General features: G+C 59.7%; 13 protein-coding genes. 3 read left to right on the top strand and 10 right to left on the bottom strand.

What is annotated here, in order from left to right; genetic code table 11:
• The first annotated feature begins 384 nt into the window (after positions 1 to 384).
• On the top strand, positions 385 to 1,692 hold the full coding sequence (locus tag CGERO_RS06675) for an MFS transporter (protein WP_123934412.1): 1,308 nt from the start codon (positions 385 to 387) through the stop codon (positions 1,690 to 1,692).
• A 115-nt stretch (positions 1,693 to 1,807) separates the two neighbouring features.
• On the opposite strand, the gene CGERO_RS06680 is transcribed toward CGERO_RS06675, so the two are convergent.
• Positions 1,808 to 3,562: a proline--tRNA ligase gene (locus CGERO_RS06680; protein WP_123934414.1), complete on the bottom strand. Its 1,755-nt coding sequence runs from the start codon at positions 3,560 to 3,562 to the stop codon at positions 1,808 to 1,810.
• A 104-nt stretch (positions 3,563 to 3,666) separates the two neighbouring features.
• Between CGERO_RS06680 and yaaA the strand changes: the two genes are divergently transcribed.
• On the top strand, positions 3,667 to 4,410 hold the full coding sequence (gene yaaA, locus CGERO_RS06685) for a peroxide stress protein YaaA (RefSeq protein WP_123936016.1): 744 nt from the start codon (positions 3,667 to 3,669) through the stop codon (positions 4,408 to 4,410).
• A gap of 10 nt (positions 4,411 to 4,420) precedes the next feature.
• Here the strand turns inward: yaaA and CGERO_RS06690 are convergent, their stop codons facing one another.
• The 3 genes from CGERO_RS06690 to cobA all read right to left on the bottom strand — a co-directional run bounded on the left by CGERO_RS06690 (position 4,421) and on the right by cobA (position 7,014).
• Positions 4,421 to 5,359: a hypothetical protein gene (locus CGERO_RS06690; RefSeq protein ID WP_123934416.1), complete on the bottom strand. Its 939-nt coding sequence runs from the start codon at positions 5,357 to 5,359 to the stop codon at positions 4,421 to 4,423.
• A 281-nt stretch (positions 5,360 to 5,640) separates the two neighbouring features.
• A complete protein-coding gene (locus tag CGERO_RS06695) occupies positions 5,641 to 6,168 on the bottom strand; it encodes a cysteine hydrolase family protein (RefSeq protein WP_123934418.1) in 528 nt (175 codons plus the stop codon).
• 102 nt (positions 6,169 to 6,270) lie between these two features.
• Positions 6,271 to 7,014 (bottom strand): uroporphyrinogen-III C-methyltransferase, encoded by a 744-nt coding sequence (gene cobA / locus CGERO_RS06700; protein ID WP_123934421.1) that lies wholly within the window; start codon positions 7,012 to 7,014, stop codon positions 6,271 to 6,273.
• A gap of 38 nt (positions 7,015 to 7,052) precedes the next feature.
• On the opposite strand from cobA, the gene CGERO_RS06705 reads away from it, so the two are divergent.
• Positions 7,053 to 8,360, top strand: coding sequence for a protein adenylyltransferase SelO family protein (locus tag CGERO_RS06705; protein WP_123934423.1), 1,308 nt, complete (start codon positions 7,053 to 7,055; stop codon positions 8,358 to 8,360).
• On the opposite strand, the gene CGERO_RS06710 is transcribed toward CGERO_RS06705, so the two are convergent.
• The 6 genes from CGERO_RS06710 to mqo are packed head-to-tail and all read right to left on the bottom strand — an operon-like array spanning position 8,357 to position 14,603.
• Complete coding sequence (locus CGERO_RS06710; protein WP_123934425.1) at positions 8,357 to 9,769, bottom strand: cobyrinic acid a,c-diamide synthase CobB; 1,413 nt, start codon at positions 9,767 to 9,769, stop codon at positions 8,357 to 8,359. The genes CGERO_RS06705 and CGERO_RS06710 overlap by 4 nt on opposite strands.
• Positions 9,763 to 10,383, bottom strand: coding sequence for a cob(I)yrinic acid a,c-diamide adenosyltransferase (gene cobO / locus CGERO_RS06715; protein WP_123934427.1), 621 nt, complete (start codon positions 10,381 to 10,383; stop codon positions 9,763 to 9,765). Before cobO ends, CGERO_RS06710 begins: the two co-directional genes overlap by 7 nt.
• 14 nt (positions 10,384 to 10,397) lie before the next feature.
• Complete coding sequence (locus CGERO_RS06720; protein ID WP_123934429.1) at positions 10,398 to 11,168, bottom strand: DedA family protein; 771 nt, start codon at positions 11,166 to 11,168, stop codon at positions 10,398 to 10,400.
• A gap of 56 nt (positions 11,169 to 11,224) precedes the next feature.
• Positions 11,225 to 11,989 (bottom strand): vWA domain-containing protein, encoded by a 765-nt coding sequence (locus tag CGERO_RS06725; RefSeq protein WP_245998797.1) that lies wholly within the window; start codon positions 11,987 to 11,989, stop codon positions 11,225 to 11,227.
• 1 nt (position 11,990) lies between these two features.
• Complete coding sequence (locus CGERO_RS06730) at positions 11,991 to 13,049, bottom strand: magnesium chelatase ATPase subunit I (protein WP_123934433.1); 1,059 nt, start codon at positions 13,047 to 13,049, stop codon at positions 11,991 to 11,993.
• 51 nt (positions 13,050 to 13,100) lie between these two features.
• Positions 13,101 to 14,603 carry a malate dehydrogenase (quinone) gene (gene mqo / locus CGERO_RS06735; RefSeq protein WP_123934435.1) on the bottom strand — a complete coding sequence of 501 codons (1,503 nt, stop codon included), beginning with the start codon at positions 14,601 to 14,603 and terminating at the stop codon, positions 13,101 to 13,103.
• Between the last annotated feature and the right edge of the window lie 278 nt (positions 14,604 to 14,881).

The raw sequence follows: 14,881 nt of genomic DNA on the forward strand, positions 1-14,881 counted from the left end.
GCATGAAGAACAGTGGCTCAACTTCACGGTTCCTACAAGTACACAGATATAGCCGCCGAAGCTGCCTGCGGCAGACGCCACTCGACTCAGACGAAAAGCGGTGTCTTATCGATGGGAACTGACAACGACGGATTTTGCCTTTATCATCGCGAGCTTACACCACGGTACCTTGGCAAAGATGACCAGTATTACAACTATCTTTGCTGCAAGCTCACTGAGTCTTGCGAGTGGATGTTGGTGTTGACGATTTGATCCCTCCTTGGCCAACCGGCTGAAATATTTCTTTGCCGAAATCACAACCAGTGAGTTAGAGCGATTGAAATCACCTACCGCTTGCTCGTCAAACCAAGTGATGTGCTCCCTCAGCAAGGAAAGGTTGTGCACGTGCCCCATCCATCAAATGCTGCATCTCAGCGACAGATTCAACGCCGAGCATTATTGGGTTCTCTGGCAGGTTCCACCATTGAGTGGTACGACTTCTTGCTCTACGCCTCCGTAGCGCCAATCGTGTTCGCACCGCAATTCTTTCCTCAATCGGATCCAGTGGTGGCCGTGCTTCTGGCATATTTTGGACACGCACTCACGTTCTTGATCCGCCCGTTCGGCGGTATCTTCTTCGCACACATTGGCGATCGAATGGGACGCAAGAAAACGCTTGTAGTCACCCTGGCGACGATGGGTATTGGTACCATGGCCATCGGGTTGTTGCCCACGTACGCGCAGATCGGGGTGTGGGCTCCAATCCTGCTTTTTGGCTGTCGCATCGCCCAGGGCCTCGCGGTAGGCGGTGAATGGGGAGGGGCACTGCTGCTAGCCTACGAATACGCTCCGAAAGAAAAACGAGGATTTTTCGGTGCGGTGCCGCAAACTGGTGTGACTTTCGGCTTAATTCTCGGCAATCTTGCACTGATTGCTGCGATGTTGGTTTCAGGCCCCGCACTTTTCGAGTCGTTTGCCTGGCGCATCCCCTTCATTCTGTCGTTCGTTCTCATCTTCGTCGGCCTTTATATCCGTAAAGAACTCGATGAAACGCCGGCCTTCCGCGAGGTACAAGCATCTGGCAATGTGCAGAAAAACCCCCTCGGTGCCACGTTGCGCAAGCACTGGCGCGAGGTGCTCGTCGCTATTGTGGTGAAGGCAGTTGAAACCGCTCCCTTCTACATCTACGCGGCATTTATGATCTCCTACGCCAAGTCAAACCTCGGCTATTCCAGCAACACCACACTCGCCGCGATCATGGTGGGCGCGGTCGTCGCCTCACTCATGATTCCCCTCGCGAGTGCACTCTCGGAGAGCTTTGGGCGCCAGCGCGTGTACTCCTTTGGAGTCATACTCCTGATTGCTGTTTCGGGCCCCTACTTCTTGCTGGCAGAGTCCAGCGTAGTTGGCCTCATCATCGCCTCGGTGCTGGCCCTGGGTATCGCGTGGTCGTTTGTCACAGCAACTCTTGGCACGATGATGTCCGAGCTGTTTAGAGCAGAGGTGCGCTACACCGGCATTACGCTCGGCTATCAAATTGGTGCTGCGCTTTTCAGTGGCACCGCACCAATGCTCGCCGTCTGGATGGTGGATTCATCCGGTGGCCATTGGTGGCCGATTCCGGTCTATCTCGCCGCCTTGGGTCTGCTTTCACTCGTGGGCGTTTGGTTTGCGTCGCGCCGTCGCAGTGAACATCACCACATCACGTCGTGATCTATTACCGCTGGTGATCAACCATCCTCACAGCGCGTTTACATATAGACCTGAAACCGCCAGCAGTGGTGAAAAAGAAAATGGCGGTGGCTTATAAAGCACCGCCACCGTTTTCCTACTTCACTAGGTCAATTACTGCCTGGGGCAGTTTATCCGCCGGCAGCTCCTCAGCCTCCTGCCCCGCTCGGCGCACCTCTACCTTGCTTTCCTTGAAGGCGCGGCCAAACACAACCACATAGGGCATGCCGAGCAGCTCGGCGTCCTTGAATTTCACGCCGGGGCTCACCTTCGGACGATCGTCAAACAAAACGTCGATGCCGGCCTGATCAAGCTCGGCAACCAGCTTCTCCGCAGCCTCAGCAGCCTCGGGGTCTTTGTTGGCCACCACCACGTGCACCTTGTAGGGCGCAACCTCAACGGGCCAATTCAAGCCCTTCTCGTCGGCGTGCTGTTCGGCCAGCACACCCAGCAGCCGGGTCACGCCGATGCCGTAGGACCCCATGGTGGGCACGGCGCGCTTGCCGTTTTCGTCCAGAATCTGCACGTCAAAGGCCTCAGTGTACTTGCGGCCAAGCTGGAAGATGTGACCGATCTCGATGCCACGTTCCAGGGTGAGCACGCCCTGGCCTTCGGGTGCCGGGTCACCTTCCTTAACCTCGGCGGCCTCGATGTACTCGTCGATCTCGAAGTCGCGGCCAACGGTCAAGCCAACCACGTGGAGCTGCGGTGCGTCAGCGCCGGTGATCCACGAAGTTCCACGCACAACGCGAGGATCTGCGTACACCTTCGCCTCGTTAGCAGCCAGCGCCCTTGGGCCAACGTAGCCCTTGACCAGGAAGTCGTTCTTGGCAAAGTCAGCCTCGGAGGCGAGCTCCACCTCAGCGGGCTCAAGGGATGCCTCCAGGCGCTTCATATCCACTTCCCTATCACCGGGCAGCAGCACACCCGCGAGTTCCCACTCCTCGGCGCCAGGCTGCTTGATTTTCACCACGATGCACTTCAGGGTGTCAGAAGCCTCGACGGCGCGGCCTTCCACCTGCACGCCAACATTGTTGGCCCACTCAACCAAGGCAGCAATTGTCTCGGACTGCGGAGTGTCGTGCTCCACGGCCTCGGGTGCCTCAGCGGGATCGCGCTCAACACCGGGCTGCGTCACCACAGCCTCCACATTGGCCGCGTAATCGCCCTCGGTGGCGCGCACAAAGGTGTCTTCACCATTAGGCGAGATCGCCAAGAATTCCTCCGAGGCGCTGCCACCCATGGCGCCGGACGTCGCAAAGCAAATGGCGTAGTTCACGCCAAGGCGATCGAAAATCGCCTGGTACGCCTTGCGGTGGTTCTGATAAGACTGCTCGAGGCCCTCATCGGTCATGTCGAAGGAATAGGAATCCTTCATCACGAACTCGCGGCCACGGAGGATGCCGGCGCGGGGCCGCTCTTCATCGCGATACTTGGTCTGGATCTGGTACAGGGTGACCGGGAAATCCTTGTAGGAGGAATACATGTCCTTCACCGCGGTGGTGAACATCTCCTCGTGCGTGGGGCCGAGCAGGTAGTCAGCGTCCTTGCGATCCTTCAGACGGAAAAGGTTCGGCCCGTACTCCGTCCAACGGTTGGTCTTCTCATAGGGCTCGCGGGGCAGAAGCGCAGGGAAGAGTAGCTCCTGGGCACCGAAGCGATCCATCTCCTCGCGGACAACGTTTTCGATGTTGCGCACTGTGCGCAGACCGAGCGGCAGGAGGGTGTACACGCCTGGGGCGACACGGCGAATGTAACCAGCGCGAACCAGCAGCTTGTGGCTTAGAACTTCAGCGTCTGCGGGATCCTCGCGCAACGTGCGCAGAAACAGGTTAGAAAGGCGTGTAATCATGGTTGGGAATTCTACCCGACGCTAAGGTGCTGGTCTGCTTGGCTCGACCACTGAGAAGATGCCTTGCTCACAGCACCCCTGAAGCAGGCAATTATTGTGGTGGCATGCTCATCGTCCTTCCTCCCTCAGAAACCAAGGCCTCCGGTGGCGAAGGCGCACCTCTGGATTTCGAGTCGCTTTCCTTTTCAAGCCTGAACCAAACCCGCCGCGCAATCGCCCGCGACCTCGCCGCGCTTCCCGTTGATCAGGCCTTGGAAGTCTTGGGCATTTCAGAAAAACTTCGCCCCGAGGCCGAAGCTAATCGCGTACTCATGAGCGCCCCAACCATGCCCGCAATCCTGCGATACACCGGGGTGCTTTTCGACGCCCTCGATGCCCCTTCCCTACCCGAGCAATCTTGGGTACGCCTCGCTATTGGTTCGGCGCTGTTTGGTGTGGTGGGTGCTCAGGACATGATCCCCAAGTATCGACTTTCCGGGGGCACGAAGTTGCCCACCTCAGACGGGCAACTACCCACTATGAAGAAGCGCTGGGGTAAAGCAATCACTAAGGCGCTGCAGGCATCTGAGGAACTGATCTTGGATTTACGTTCAGGCACCTATCAGCAACTTGGTCGCGTACCGGGCGCTGTGACCGTGCGTGTGGAATCCGTACAAGCCGATGGCTCGCGCAAGGTGGTCAGCCACTTTAATAAGCACTACAAAGGGCTTTTAGCTAGGGAGCTGGCATTGTCTGATGCGCAGCCTCAAAATGTTTCCGAGGTGGCTGTCGCGGCGCGGGATGCCGGCTTTGTGATCGAAGAAAACGAAAAGAAACCACTGGAACTCACCATGGTGGTGAAAGGCTAGCTTATAGCGCCTAGCGTTCTTGCCTGATCACAAGGACTGCACCAAGCAGCGTCATTCCAAGCCATATCAGGATCGCAAGGAGATGCTCTTGGAACACTTCCGAGGTAATGGGCAAAGGCAGCATCACTTGGGCTAGGCCTGCCGAGGCGAATATCAGGCTAAACACCTGGAGCAGCTTTCTTCCGTATGCGCTGCGACGTTCGATTTCCAGCTCCGCATGAGCAAGTGCTTGGCTCAGCGCTGCCTCGGCGTTTTCCACTTCTCGTTGTACGTCGCTGGTGGCACTGATTTGGTCTAGGATCTGTTTCGGCTTCTCCGGGTCGTTCGCTCCAAGGCGGCGTTCGGTGAGCCAACGCGTGCGTTCAAAGGCTGACTGAGACAAGCGAATCATCATTCTGCGCCGGTTCAGATTGGAAGTTTCCGGTGACAGCGCGGCGATCTCAGAGGCGCAATTCGCTGCGTACCAGGTTGATTGAACACGAAACTCGCACAGTGTGACTAAGTCCAGGTTGTCGTTCATTGCTGTTGCATCCACCAGCACAGCCGACCAACTCGAAAACACGCCGTCTGCAGCAGCAATATCTTCTTGTATTTCGGTCAAGGTCAACTCCGCATCGCGACACCCCTTGATGGCTTCACCCAGTGCTTCTCTGGTGGGCGGCTGATCGGTGCTTACCGAGCATCCCAAAGCACGAGGTTGCAGCAAACACCAACCGAGCCAATCAGGTAGATGGTCCGGCACCGCAAACACGCTTAAGGAGTAGAAGTGCAGATTTTTATGCGGGATCAGCAGGCGTTTCTCGGGATTGTTTCCCCGTTGAAGCTCTTCGCGCAACGTTGCAACTAAAAACGCAACGCGGGTGTTGCTGTCAACAGCGTTTTGTTCAAAAGAGCCTTCGTCAATTTCTTTTTGAAATTCCCGGCGTGCAAGCAAAGCATCGGCAACCACGTCATCACTTGTGCCACCGCGGTGCTCGAATCGGTATCGCGCTACTCCGAATCCGGATTCAGGAATGTAGACCAATACATCGTCGGCTTCAAGCAGCGCGACGTGGTTGGGGATGATGTGGGAGATATCGCGGCCAGCAAAATGTTCGCTCGCATCCACCCACCCCAGATCTCGAGCCGTGGTTTTGATTTTCTTCCTATTACGCTCAAGGTTGAGACTCGAGCCTAAATCAAAAGGCGCGAACTCATAGCGATACACCACCTGCCCCACCATTGGTGGCCCTAGCCTGTGGAAGCCAGCGTTTGGTGTTGAGACCCCAATACGTGGTCCCTGCCGATGGTGCGCTCCAACAGCCTGACGGCCGCGGCATCTGCTTCGGCACCGCCATTGGTCGCGCATCCTTCAAGATCAATGGAGACCTCAAAGCCGTGGTCGAATAGGTAGGCAGCGTTTTGCAAGACGCATACATCCGTGTCGATTCCTACGACTAACACCTTTGCTATACCGAAGGCTTTGAGGGAAGCTGCGATCTCGTCTCCGGCCATATACGTCGCTTTGTCGATAACGACGTCCGCGCTTTGTTCGACCTTTGGATCCAGGGCGATCTCTTCGGGCGTAGAAAGGCGATCCCATTTGATGAATTTGCGATAGGGAGACCCCTCAGGGTTATGGAATCTCGTCGCAATCACAAGATCAAAAGCATCGCTTTCGATCAATTCATGGATTCGAGGAAGTGCGCGCTGCGTATAAGGGCTGATGAATCCTGCCTGAACATCCACCACCAACAGGGCTGTGCTCTCGCGGTGCATCAATTCCTCCTTCTTCGGGATCTTCGCGGTCTGGGGTGTCTATGGTCATTCTAGCTAGCAAGGCAGCAATATCCCATGGGTGCTAGCCGCACGAAGCCCCAACTACAACCCCGCGACCTCCCCAATCACGTACACGGCAGGCGGCTTGATCTCGTGCTCACGCATCGTCGCCCCAAGAGTTCCCAGCGTGCAGCGCACCACGCGTTCGGCTTCGGTGGAACCTTCCTGAATAACCACCGCTGGTGTCTCGGCATCGCGTCCTGCTTGCATGAGCGCATCGGCGATCTTCGGTGCGTTCTTCACGCCCATGATCACGCTCAGGGTGCCGCCGGTGCGCGCCAGCGCCTCCCAATCATTCAGGCTCTTTTCATGCCTTGGGGGCAGGTGCCCGGAAATGACGGTGAAGTTATGCACCACGCCTCGCTGCGTCACGGGCACTCCGGCAAGCGCTGGTACCGACACGGCGCTGGTGACACCCGGCACCACTTCGCAGGGCACTCCGGCTTCTGCACACGCTTGCAGTTCCTCAAAGCCGCGCCCGAAAATGTATGGATCGCCGCCTTTCAAGCGCGCCACTTTCTTACCCGCCCGGGCGTGTTCAATCAGCAGCTCGTTGATGCGTTCCTGCGCCACTTGCTTGCCGTAGGGCAGCTTGGATACGTCGATGATGTGCTTCGTGGTGACGTCGACAAGCTGGGAAAGCTCAGCCGTGGGACCGAGGTGGTCGGCGAGGATCACCTCAGCGTCTTGCAGCCTGCGCATTCCACGCACCGTGATGAGGTCCCAGGCGCCGGGACCGCCGCCGATGAGTACCACGGGATGGATGGGCTGCAATGGATCGTTCATAGGTTGTAATTCTAACGCGCTGGCTTAGGCTGGCTGTCATGCTCTCCCACACATTCGCCGACGCCCTGCCACAATTCGCAACTCCCTGGCGCGTTGAGGCGTGGCCAGATCCGGATATCAAGCTGCTCAACCCTGATTTTCAGCTTGCCGACGGCACCCTGCTCCACATCCTTTCCCGCCCCGGACACGCGCAGGCGTACGCGGGCCACCAGTTCGGCCAATTCGTGCCGATGCTCGGCGACGGACGCGCGGTGCTCCTTGGCGCCATGAATACGCCCGAGGGCTTGAAAGAGGTGCACGTCAAAGGCGCCGGGCCCACTCCCTTCTCGCGCGGCGGGGACGGCAAAGCGCAGCTTGGCCCAGTGCTGCGGGAGTACTTCATCAGCGAATTCATGCACGCCATCGGCGTGCCTACCACACGCGGGCTGGCGGTTATCACTACGGGAGAAAAGATCGCGCGCCAGCAAGTGCAACCCGGCGCGGCCTTGGTGCGTGGGGCTGATTCGCACCTGCGGGTGGGCACCTTCCAGCTTGCGGCAACGCGCGGGCGTGAGCATGTTCTCGCAGCGCTTCGATATTCGGCGGGAGTGCTTGGGCTGGAGGCGGAAACCGAAGAGGCGCTCGCTGAGCAATTCCTGCGCCGCGTGATGCACTCCCAGGCGACGCTAGTGGCCAAGTGGATGCGCATGGGCTTTGTGCACGGGGTGATGAATACCGATAACTGTTCCATCACGGGCGAAACGCTCGACTACGGCCCGTGCGCCTTCCTCGACGATTTCGATGGTGACGCAGTGTTTTCCTCCATTGACCACCAGGGGCGCTACCGTTATCGCAATCAACCCCAGATGGCTGCCTGGAACATGGTGCGCCTCGCCGAATGTTTCGTAGGCATCGTGGATGTGGACACCCTCAACGGCTTGGTTCAGGAATTTCCCGCTCTCTACCGTCGCGCTTGGGTTGAGGTAATGGCACCGGCAATCGGGTTGCAGCCTTCGCCGGAAGTAGAGACGTTGCTCGACGATCTGCTTGAGATACTCCAAGAACACAAGCCGGACTACTACGGGCTGATTCGTGGTCTGCGTGTCGATCCGATGCGATCCTCCAATTGGCAGGAGCCGTGGTTGCGTAGCTGGCGCGCGATGGAACCCGACCTCGAACTCATGCGAGAGCACTTCCCAAACTGGTTTCCCCGCAACCACATCGTTGAGGAGGTTATCCAGGCCGGGCTCGCCGATGACTGGGGCTTCGTTCACCAGCAGCTCGCATATGCGCGCGACCCGTTCAACGCACCGGTGGCATCCCCGCCGAAGGATCCCGCGCCTTACGTCACCTACTGCGGCACCTAAACTTTCGCGGCCGTTCGGGCGTGGAAATCAGCGGCGGCTTGCACAAATCTGCGCATCGCCTCTGGGATCGCCGCCGGGTGGACATGCAGATAGGACGCATGCACATGAGCGCGCACAAATCCCTCCTGAGCAGCCTTGCCATCCCACAATCGCCAGCCCCAAGCAGGTGCAAAACCCGGAACTGATTGAGATTCGAGCTGCGTGTGATGGAACTCGTGGCCCATCACGCGCTCGCCTGCGCGAAACAGCAGCGAATCTGACAACGCCACCGCTTCGCGGTAGCCGAGGGTGAGCCTGCGGCCCATCGCAGCAGAAGTGCCGATCACCCCGAGCATCTCGTGATCGCCGAGCGAATCCAGCAACCACAACAATCCAGCGCATTCCGCATGCACCGGCATGCCTGCCTCGATCGCTGCGCGAACCTGCTCGCGAAGCGCCGTTCGAGACGCCAGCGCAGCGCAGTGCTCCTCGGGGAAACCACCGGGAATAATGAGTGCAGCGCACGCGGGTAGATCCTCATGGAGGGGGTCGAAATCCACCACCTGCGCGCCCATTGCCTGCAGCATCTCAACGTGCTCGGCGTAGGTGAAGGAAAACGCAGGTCCGCCCGTCATAGCAATGACCGGCCGCTGCGTGACAGCAGCAGCGCCGGGCTCCCACATAGCCTCCACATGAGGCCGCCGGGCAAGTTGCACCACGGCATCAATATCCACATATTGCTCGACCATCTGCGCCATGGCGTCGATGGCCTCACGCGCTTGGGCAAGCTCACCGGAAGTTACGAGGCCAAGGTGCCGCGAAGGCACTTCGGCATGGTCCACGCGAGGTATCGCCCCAAGCACCGGTACTCCTTGCGCCTCAACCGCCTGGCGGCAGACTTCGGCGTGGCGCGACGTGCCCACCTTGTTCAGGATCACCCCGGCGATACGCACCGAATCTTCTGCGGTAGCAAAGCCACGCACAATAGCGCCCACTGATTGACTGGTGCCGCGCACGTCCACCACCAGCACCACCGGCAACCCTAAAAGCGCTGCCACCTCGGCGGTGGAGCCTTCAGCGAGGGCCTCGGTGTGGGTGGGATTGGCGGTGATGCGGCCGTCGAAAAGCCCCATCACCCCTTCAACCACCGCAATGTCGAGACCGGAGGAACCGTGGGCGTAGAGCCCTTGGACAAGCTCTCGGCCACACATCACGGTGTCTAGGTTGCGACCTCGCCTCCCGGCGGCCATACCGTGATAGCCGGGGTCAATGTAGTCGGGGCCCACTTTGAACGGCGCCACCTGCATGCGTTTGGCTAGAGCGGCGATCAGCCCTGTTGCGATGGTGGTTTTGCCCGAGCCGGAACTGGTCGCCGCAATCACCACGCCGGTCGCCGCTCCATGTTTCCAATCAGGTGCAGCAACTACCATTCGATCCCCTTTTGGCCTTTGCGTCCGGCATCAAAGGGATGTTTGATCTTGGTCATTTCGGTAACGAGGTCGGCGATCTCCACGAGCTTTGGGTCAGCATCGCGCCCCGTCATCACCACATGCTGCTTACCGGGGCGGTCTTTGAGGGTTTCCACCACATCATCAACGTCAATCCAGCCCCACTTGATGGGATAGGTGAACTCATCCAACACGTAGATGTCGTGTGCTTCCTGGGCCAGGCGGCGTTTGATCTCCTCCCAGCCTTCGGCGGCATCGCGCGCATGATCTTCCTCGGAGCCCTGTTTCTTGGACCAGGACCACCCCTCGCCCATCTTGTGCCACTCCACGGCACCGCCTTCGCCGGTCAGTTCATGCAGCTCCCCTAAGCGCTTGAACACACTTTCTTCGCCCACGCGCCACTTGGCGGACTTCACAAACTGAAATACTCCCACATTCAGCCCTTGATTCCAGGCGCGCATTGCCATGCCGAACGCTGCTGTGGACTTGCCCTTGCCAGGACCGGTGTGCACCGCAGTGATGGGAAGATTGCGACGTTGGCGGGTGGTCAGGCCGTCATCTGGAATGTTTGCTGGATCGAGTTTGCCTTGTGCCACGGTTCCTCCTGCGCCTACTGTGCGCCTGTTGTTTTCATGCCGCCCGCTGGGTTCTTCCGGGCGGACCAAATCACGAACACCACGATAGCGATCACCACGTAGTTTGAAATCTCTGCGTATTGTTTCAGCAGATCAACGGCCGGTTCACCCACGGCGTAGCCGAACCAGAAATACGCCCCGCGCCACAGCAGTGCCGAAATGTAGTTGAGCACCATGAACCACCAGAGCTTCATCCCTCGGATACCGGCCACCGTGAATACCACCAGCCCAATGGGCAGCGGAATGGGCAGGTACGCCAGGAAGAAACCGAAAGGCCCCACCTTGTCCACTACGCGTTCAGCACGGGCATAGTTTCGCGCGGAGCGTTTGGAAGAGCTCGCCCACATGTTGATGATCTTGCGGCCCCACAGCTTGCCAGCCCAACAGTACACAAAGTTGAACTTGATCAACATGAGAGCGCCCAACACGATCGGCCATAGCACCGGCAAATTCTCGCCCACCTTGATGGCAGAGCCGAGCGCCGCAGTACCAGTTCCCGAGCCCGTAAGCGCTACGAGCCACGGCAGGCGTGAAAGTTCTGCGAGCATCCAAGCGCGCAGCGGCATGATCGCCAGACCATAGACACCCGCCACAAGCATGAGCCCTAAACACCAATAGTCGGCCTTGGTTGGGTTGGCGGTGAGCATCGCCAGCGGGTTTTCCTCGCTTGCCGACGCCCCACGCCGCTGCTCCTCACCGTGCTCCAGGGGTGCTTTGGACTGTTCTTTCAGGGGCTTTTCTTCCACGCTTCGAAAGTATAGGGGACGCCCCCCGAGGCGCCCGTGAGCCCAGTTCAGCGAGGCTAAACGGCAGCCACTACTTCACTGAGTGCATCGGCACTGAGGTGCTCGAGTTGCACACAAATGCCGCCAAGCTGCCAAGCGAGTTCCTTGGCCAAACCGAGCTTGATGCGCTTGCCCTGTTCGGCGTCAATCACCACACTGCCCGCCAAACCGCGCTGTTGAATCAATGCTGCGGCATTGCGAGAGCCATCCAGCCCAGCGGCACCGGTGGCGCGACCATCGGAGAGCACCACCAACAGCGCCCTGCGGCCCGGCTCCTTGCGGTGCTCGCGCTGTATCATCTCGTGGGCGAGCATGAGGCCTTCGCCAAGCGGTGTTCGGCCACCTGTTTTCAGCCCTTCCAAGCGGCGCACTGCGACGTCGATAGAGCCGGTGGGCGGCAGCACCACTTCCGGTTGTGCGCCACGTACAGAAATCACCGCCACTTTGTCGCGGCGTTGATAGGCGTCCTGCAACATCGACACCACCGCGCCGGTCACCGATTCCAGGCGATCGCGTGCCGCCATGGAGCCAGAGGCGTCGACCACAAAGACGATCAAGTTCGACTCCATGCCACGACGCAACTGCCCGCGCAGATCCCGGGCCTGCAAGCGCAGCATCTCCCCGTCGATGACCGCGCCGCGTTCTGCTGCCGCACGCACTGTGCCCACCAGGTGAAGGCCGTGTCCTCCCTTGATCGCGCGCACACTCGTACCTTGTGCGGAGTACGCCCTGGAGCGCCGGCCCGGGATCCCCTCTTCCCCGAGGCCTCGGCGTTGAAACACCTTAGGGGCGAAAGGGGGCGCCCGTGGCGGCGCTGTCCTCCTTGCCGTCTTGCGTGGGGGTGTCACCCGGCTCATTCGGCTGCGGTGAATCCTGCTGCTGCGGTTGCTGCTCCGTATCAGATTCCTGCGGATCGGGGTGTTCTTGTTGTGCTTGATCCATGGCATCGTCGAGCTGATCTTGATCGAGGCCGGGCTCGTCGAAGGGATTGCGCCGTTTGCGGTGCGGCAGGGCGAGTTCGGCGGCCACGCGAATATCTTCGTCCTCCACCTGGGAAGCGCCACGCCACGCAGCATGAGCGAGTGCCGTGCGGGCAATCACGAGGTCTGCTCGCATGCCGTCGACGTCGAAGGTAGCGCACAAGTGCGCAATACGCGCCAGGTTTACCTCCGACAGTGCCAATGCCCCCAGGCGCTCGCGTGCAGCAACGATCTGTTCCGCCAGCGCCTGGTCCCGCGTCTGCCACTGCGCTGCGTAGTGCTCGGGCGCGTCCTCAAAGGCGAGCCTGCGGCGCATGATTTCCGCGCGCACTTCCACATCGCGCGAAGCGGCAACATCCACGGCCAAACCGAAGCGATCCAGCAATTGGGGGCGCAGCTCCCCTTCCTCCGGGTTCATCGTGCCCACCAGCACAAAATTGGCGGGCGAGCTATAAGAAACACCGTCGCGCTCCACGCTCACCACACCCGTGGCTGCGGCGTCGAGCAAGGCGTCCACGAGGTGGTCGGCCAACAGATTGACTTCATCCACGTACAGCACGCCGCCATCGGCCGCGGCCATGAGACCCGGTTGATACTCGGCGCGCCCGGTGGTGAGCACCGTTTCCATATCGATGGACCCCACCACGCGGTCCTCGGTGGCGCCGATGGGGAGATTGATCAGGGGGGCGTCGAAAAGCAAGCGCGCGAAAGCCCGCACCGTGGTTGTTTTCGCGGTGCCTTTTTCGCCTCTGATCACCACCCCACCAATGCGGGGTTGGATCGCGGTGAGGATGAGCGCCAATTGTAGGCGGTCCTGCCCCACTACTGCTGAGAAGGGAAAGAGTGTGCGCGAGTCTGCCACGAGTGCGGGCTCCTTGGTCGAGTACGGGTCAAACGCAACCGGCCAAACGCTTTAGTCTTGGTCGAGCTGCAGCGTCTTTTGAGTGTACTCCCACATCTCATTGAAGAGCTTGGGGTCGGTGGCAAGCTTAACGCCGTAGGACGGCACCATTTCCTTGATCTTGTCTCCCCACTCCACCATGTGATCGCCGAAGCAACGCTCCAGCAGCTCAAGCATCGCGGCGGGAGCGATGGAAGCGCCCGGTGACGCGCCCAGCAGGCCGGCGATGGAACCATCGGCGGAGTTAATCAGGGAGGTGCCGAATGCGAGCTTAGAGAAGCTCGGGCCAACCACTGGCTGGATCGCCTGAACGCGCTGACCAGCGGTAACCAGCTCCCAATCCTCATCGCGCGCATCGGGCATGAACTCGCGCAGAGATTCCATGCGTGCCTCACGGCCCTTGAGCACCTCGGTGACCAGGTACTTGGTCAGCGCCATTTCTTGCACGCCCACACCAATGTAGGACAGCAAATTCGTGGGCTTAATGGACTTCAGCAGATCAAACCAGGAGCCCTGCTTCAAGAACTTCGGGGTCCAACCGGCGTAGGGGCCAAAGAGCAGACCCTTTTCACCGTCGATCACGCGGGTATCCAGGTGAGGCACGGACATTGGGGGCGCTCCCACCGAGGCCTTGCCATACACCTTGGCGGCGTGGCGCTCGATGATCTCAGGATTGGTGCAGCGCAGCCACTCGCCGGAGACAGGGAATCCGCCCCAGCCGCGGATCTCGCGAATGCCGGACTTTTGCAGCAGCGGCAGCGCCATGCCACCTGCGCCAACGAAGACGAAGTTCGCGCGAACCACCTGGGTATCGCCAGTGTGGACGTTCTTGACTTCCACCTTCCAGCCGGAGCCGTCGCGCTTGATGTCGCGAACTTCGTGGCCGTAGCGAAGCTCGGTGCCCTTCGATTCAGCGTCCTTGAGGAACTGCTTGGTCAGCGCGCCATAGTTAATGTCGGTGCCCACATCGGTCCAGCTCACCGCTACCTTCTCATCAGCGGGGCGTCCTTCGGCCATCAGCGGCAGCATCTCTTCAAACTTCTGGCGATCTTCGGTGTACTGCATGCCGGGGAACAGCGGATGGCCGGCGAGTGCCTCGTAGCGCTTCTTCAGGTAGGCAACCTGATCCTCACCGCGGGCGAAGGACACGTGCGGCACCGGGTTGATCCACTCGCGTGGGCTGGGCAGTACGCCTTGCTTGACCTGGTAGGACCAGAACTGGCGCGAGGCCTGGAACTTCTCATTCACACCGATGGCCTTTGAGATGTCAATCTTGCCGTTGACCTCAGGGGTGTAGTTCAGCTCGCACAGCGCGGAGTGGCCGGTGCCGGCGTTGTTCCACGGTGAGGAGGATTCCTCGGCCGGGCGATCGAGGCGCTCAAATACGATCTGGGACCAATCGGGCTGCAGGGTACGCAGCATGGCGCCCAGCGTCGCGCTCATCACGCCGGCGCCGATGAGGACAACGTCGACTTCGTCGCTCACCTTAGGGGTGGTCTTCTTGGAAACTGACATCTTCAAACTTCCTTGAACTCTTTGCGTATTCGAAACCGCGTACGGCCTGGGTAATCCCGAACTTCTCTCAAACGTCCACGCACCCCAAGCGCTGAGCCACTTGGCCGTAGGAAACTGCGCCAGCGGGATGCGTGGACGTTTATCGCTGCCTTAGTTTACCCCTCATTTACTTTCGCGAGGGCACCCGCCCACCGCAGTTTCGGCGCATGAGCGCGTTTCCTTTGCTGATAAGGAAGAACAAGATCCACACCCCTTACCCCCATTTGGGGAGGCTTTTC

Origin of the sequence: Corynebacterium gerontici (genome assembly GCF_003813985.1) — a bacterium.
Lineage (GTDB): Bacteria > Actinomycetota > Actinomycetes > Mycobacteriales > Mycobacteriaceae > Corynebacterium > Corynebacterium gerontici.

What these genes read in the sequence shown, in the direction of transcription:
- cobA (WP_123934421.1), bottom strand. Translation starts at nt 7,014, where the DNA reads ATGAACGATCCATTGCAGCCCATCCATCCCGTGGTACTCATCGGCGGC.
- CGERO_RS06710 (WP_123934425.1), bottom strand. Translation starts at nt 9,769, where the DNA reads ATGGTAGTTGCTGCACCTGATTGGAAACATGGAGCGGCGACCGGCGTG.
- CGERO_RS06680 (WP_123934414.1), bottom strand. Translation starts at nt 3,562, where the DNA reads ATGATTACACGCCTTTCTAACCTGTTTCTGCGCACGTTGCGCGAGGAT.
- CGERO_RS06695 (WP_123934418.1), bottom strand. Translation starts at nt 6,168, where the DNA reads ATGCACCGCGAGAGCACAGCCCTGTTGGTGGTGGATGTTCAGGCAGGA.
- CGERO_RS06705 (WP_123934423.1), top strand. Translation starts at nt 7,053, where the DNA reads ATGCTCTCCCACACATTCGCCGACGCCCTGCCACAATTCGCAACTCCC.
- mqo (WP_123934435.1), bottom strand. Translation starts at nt 14,603, where the DNA reads ATGTCAGTTTCCAAGAAGACCACCCCTAAGGTGAGCGACGAAGTCGAC.
- yaaA (WP_123936016.1), top strand. Translation starts at nt 3,667, where the DNA reads ATGCTCATCGTCCTTCCTCCCTCAGAAACCAAGGCCTCCGGTGGCGAA.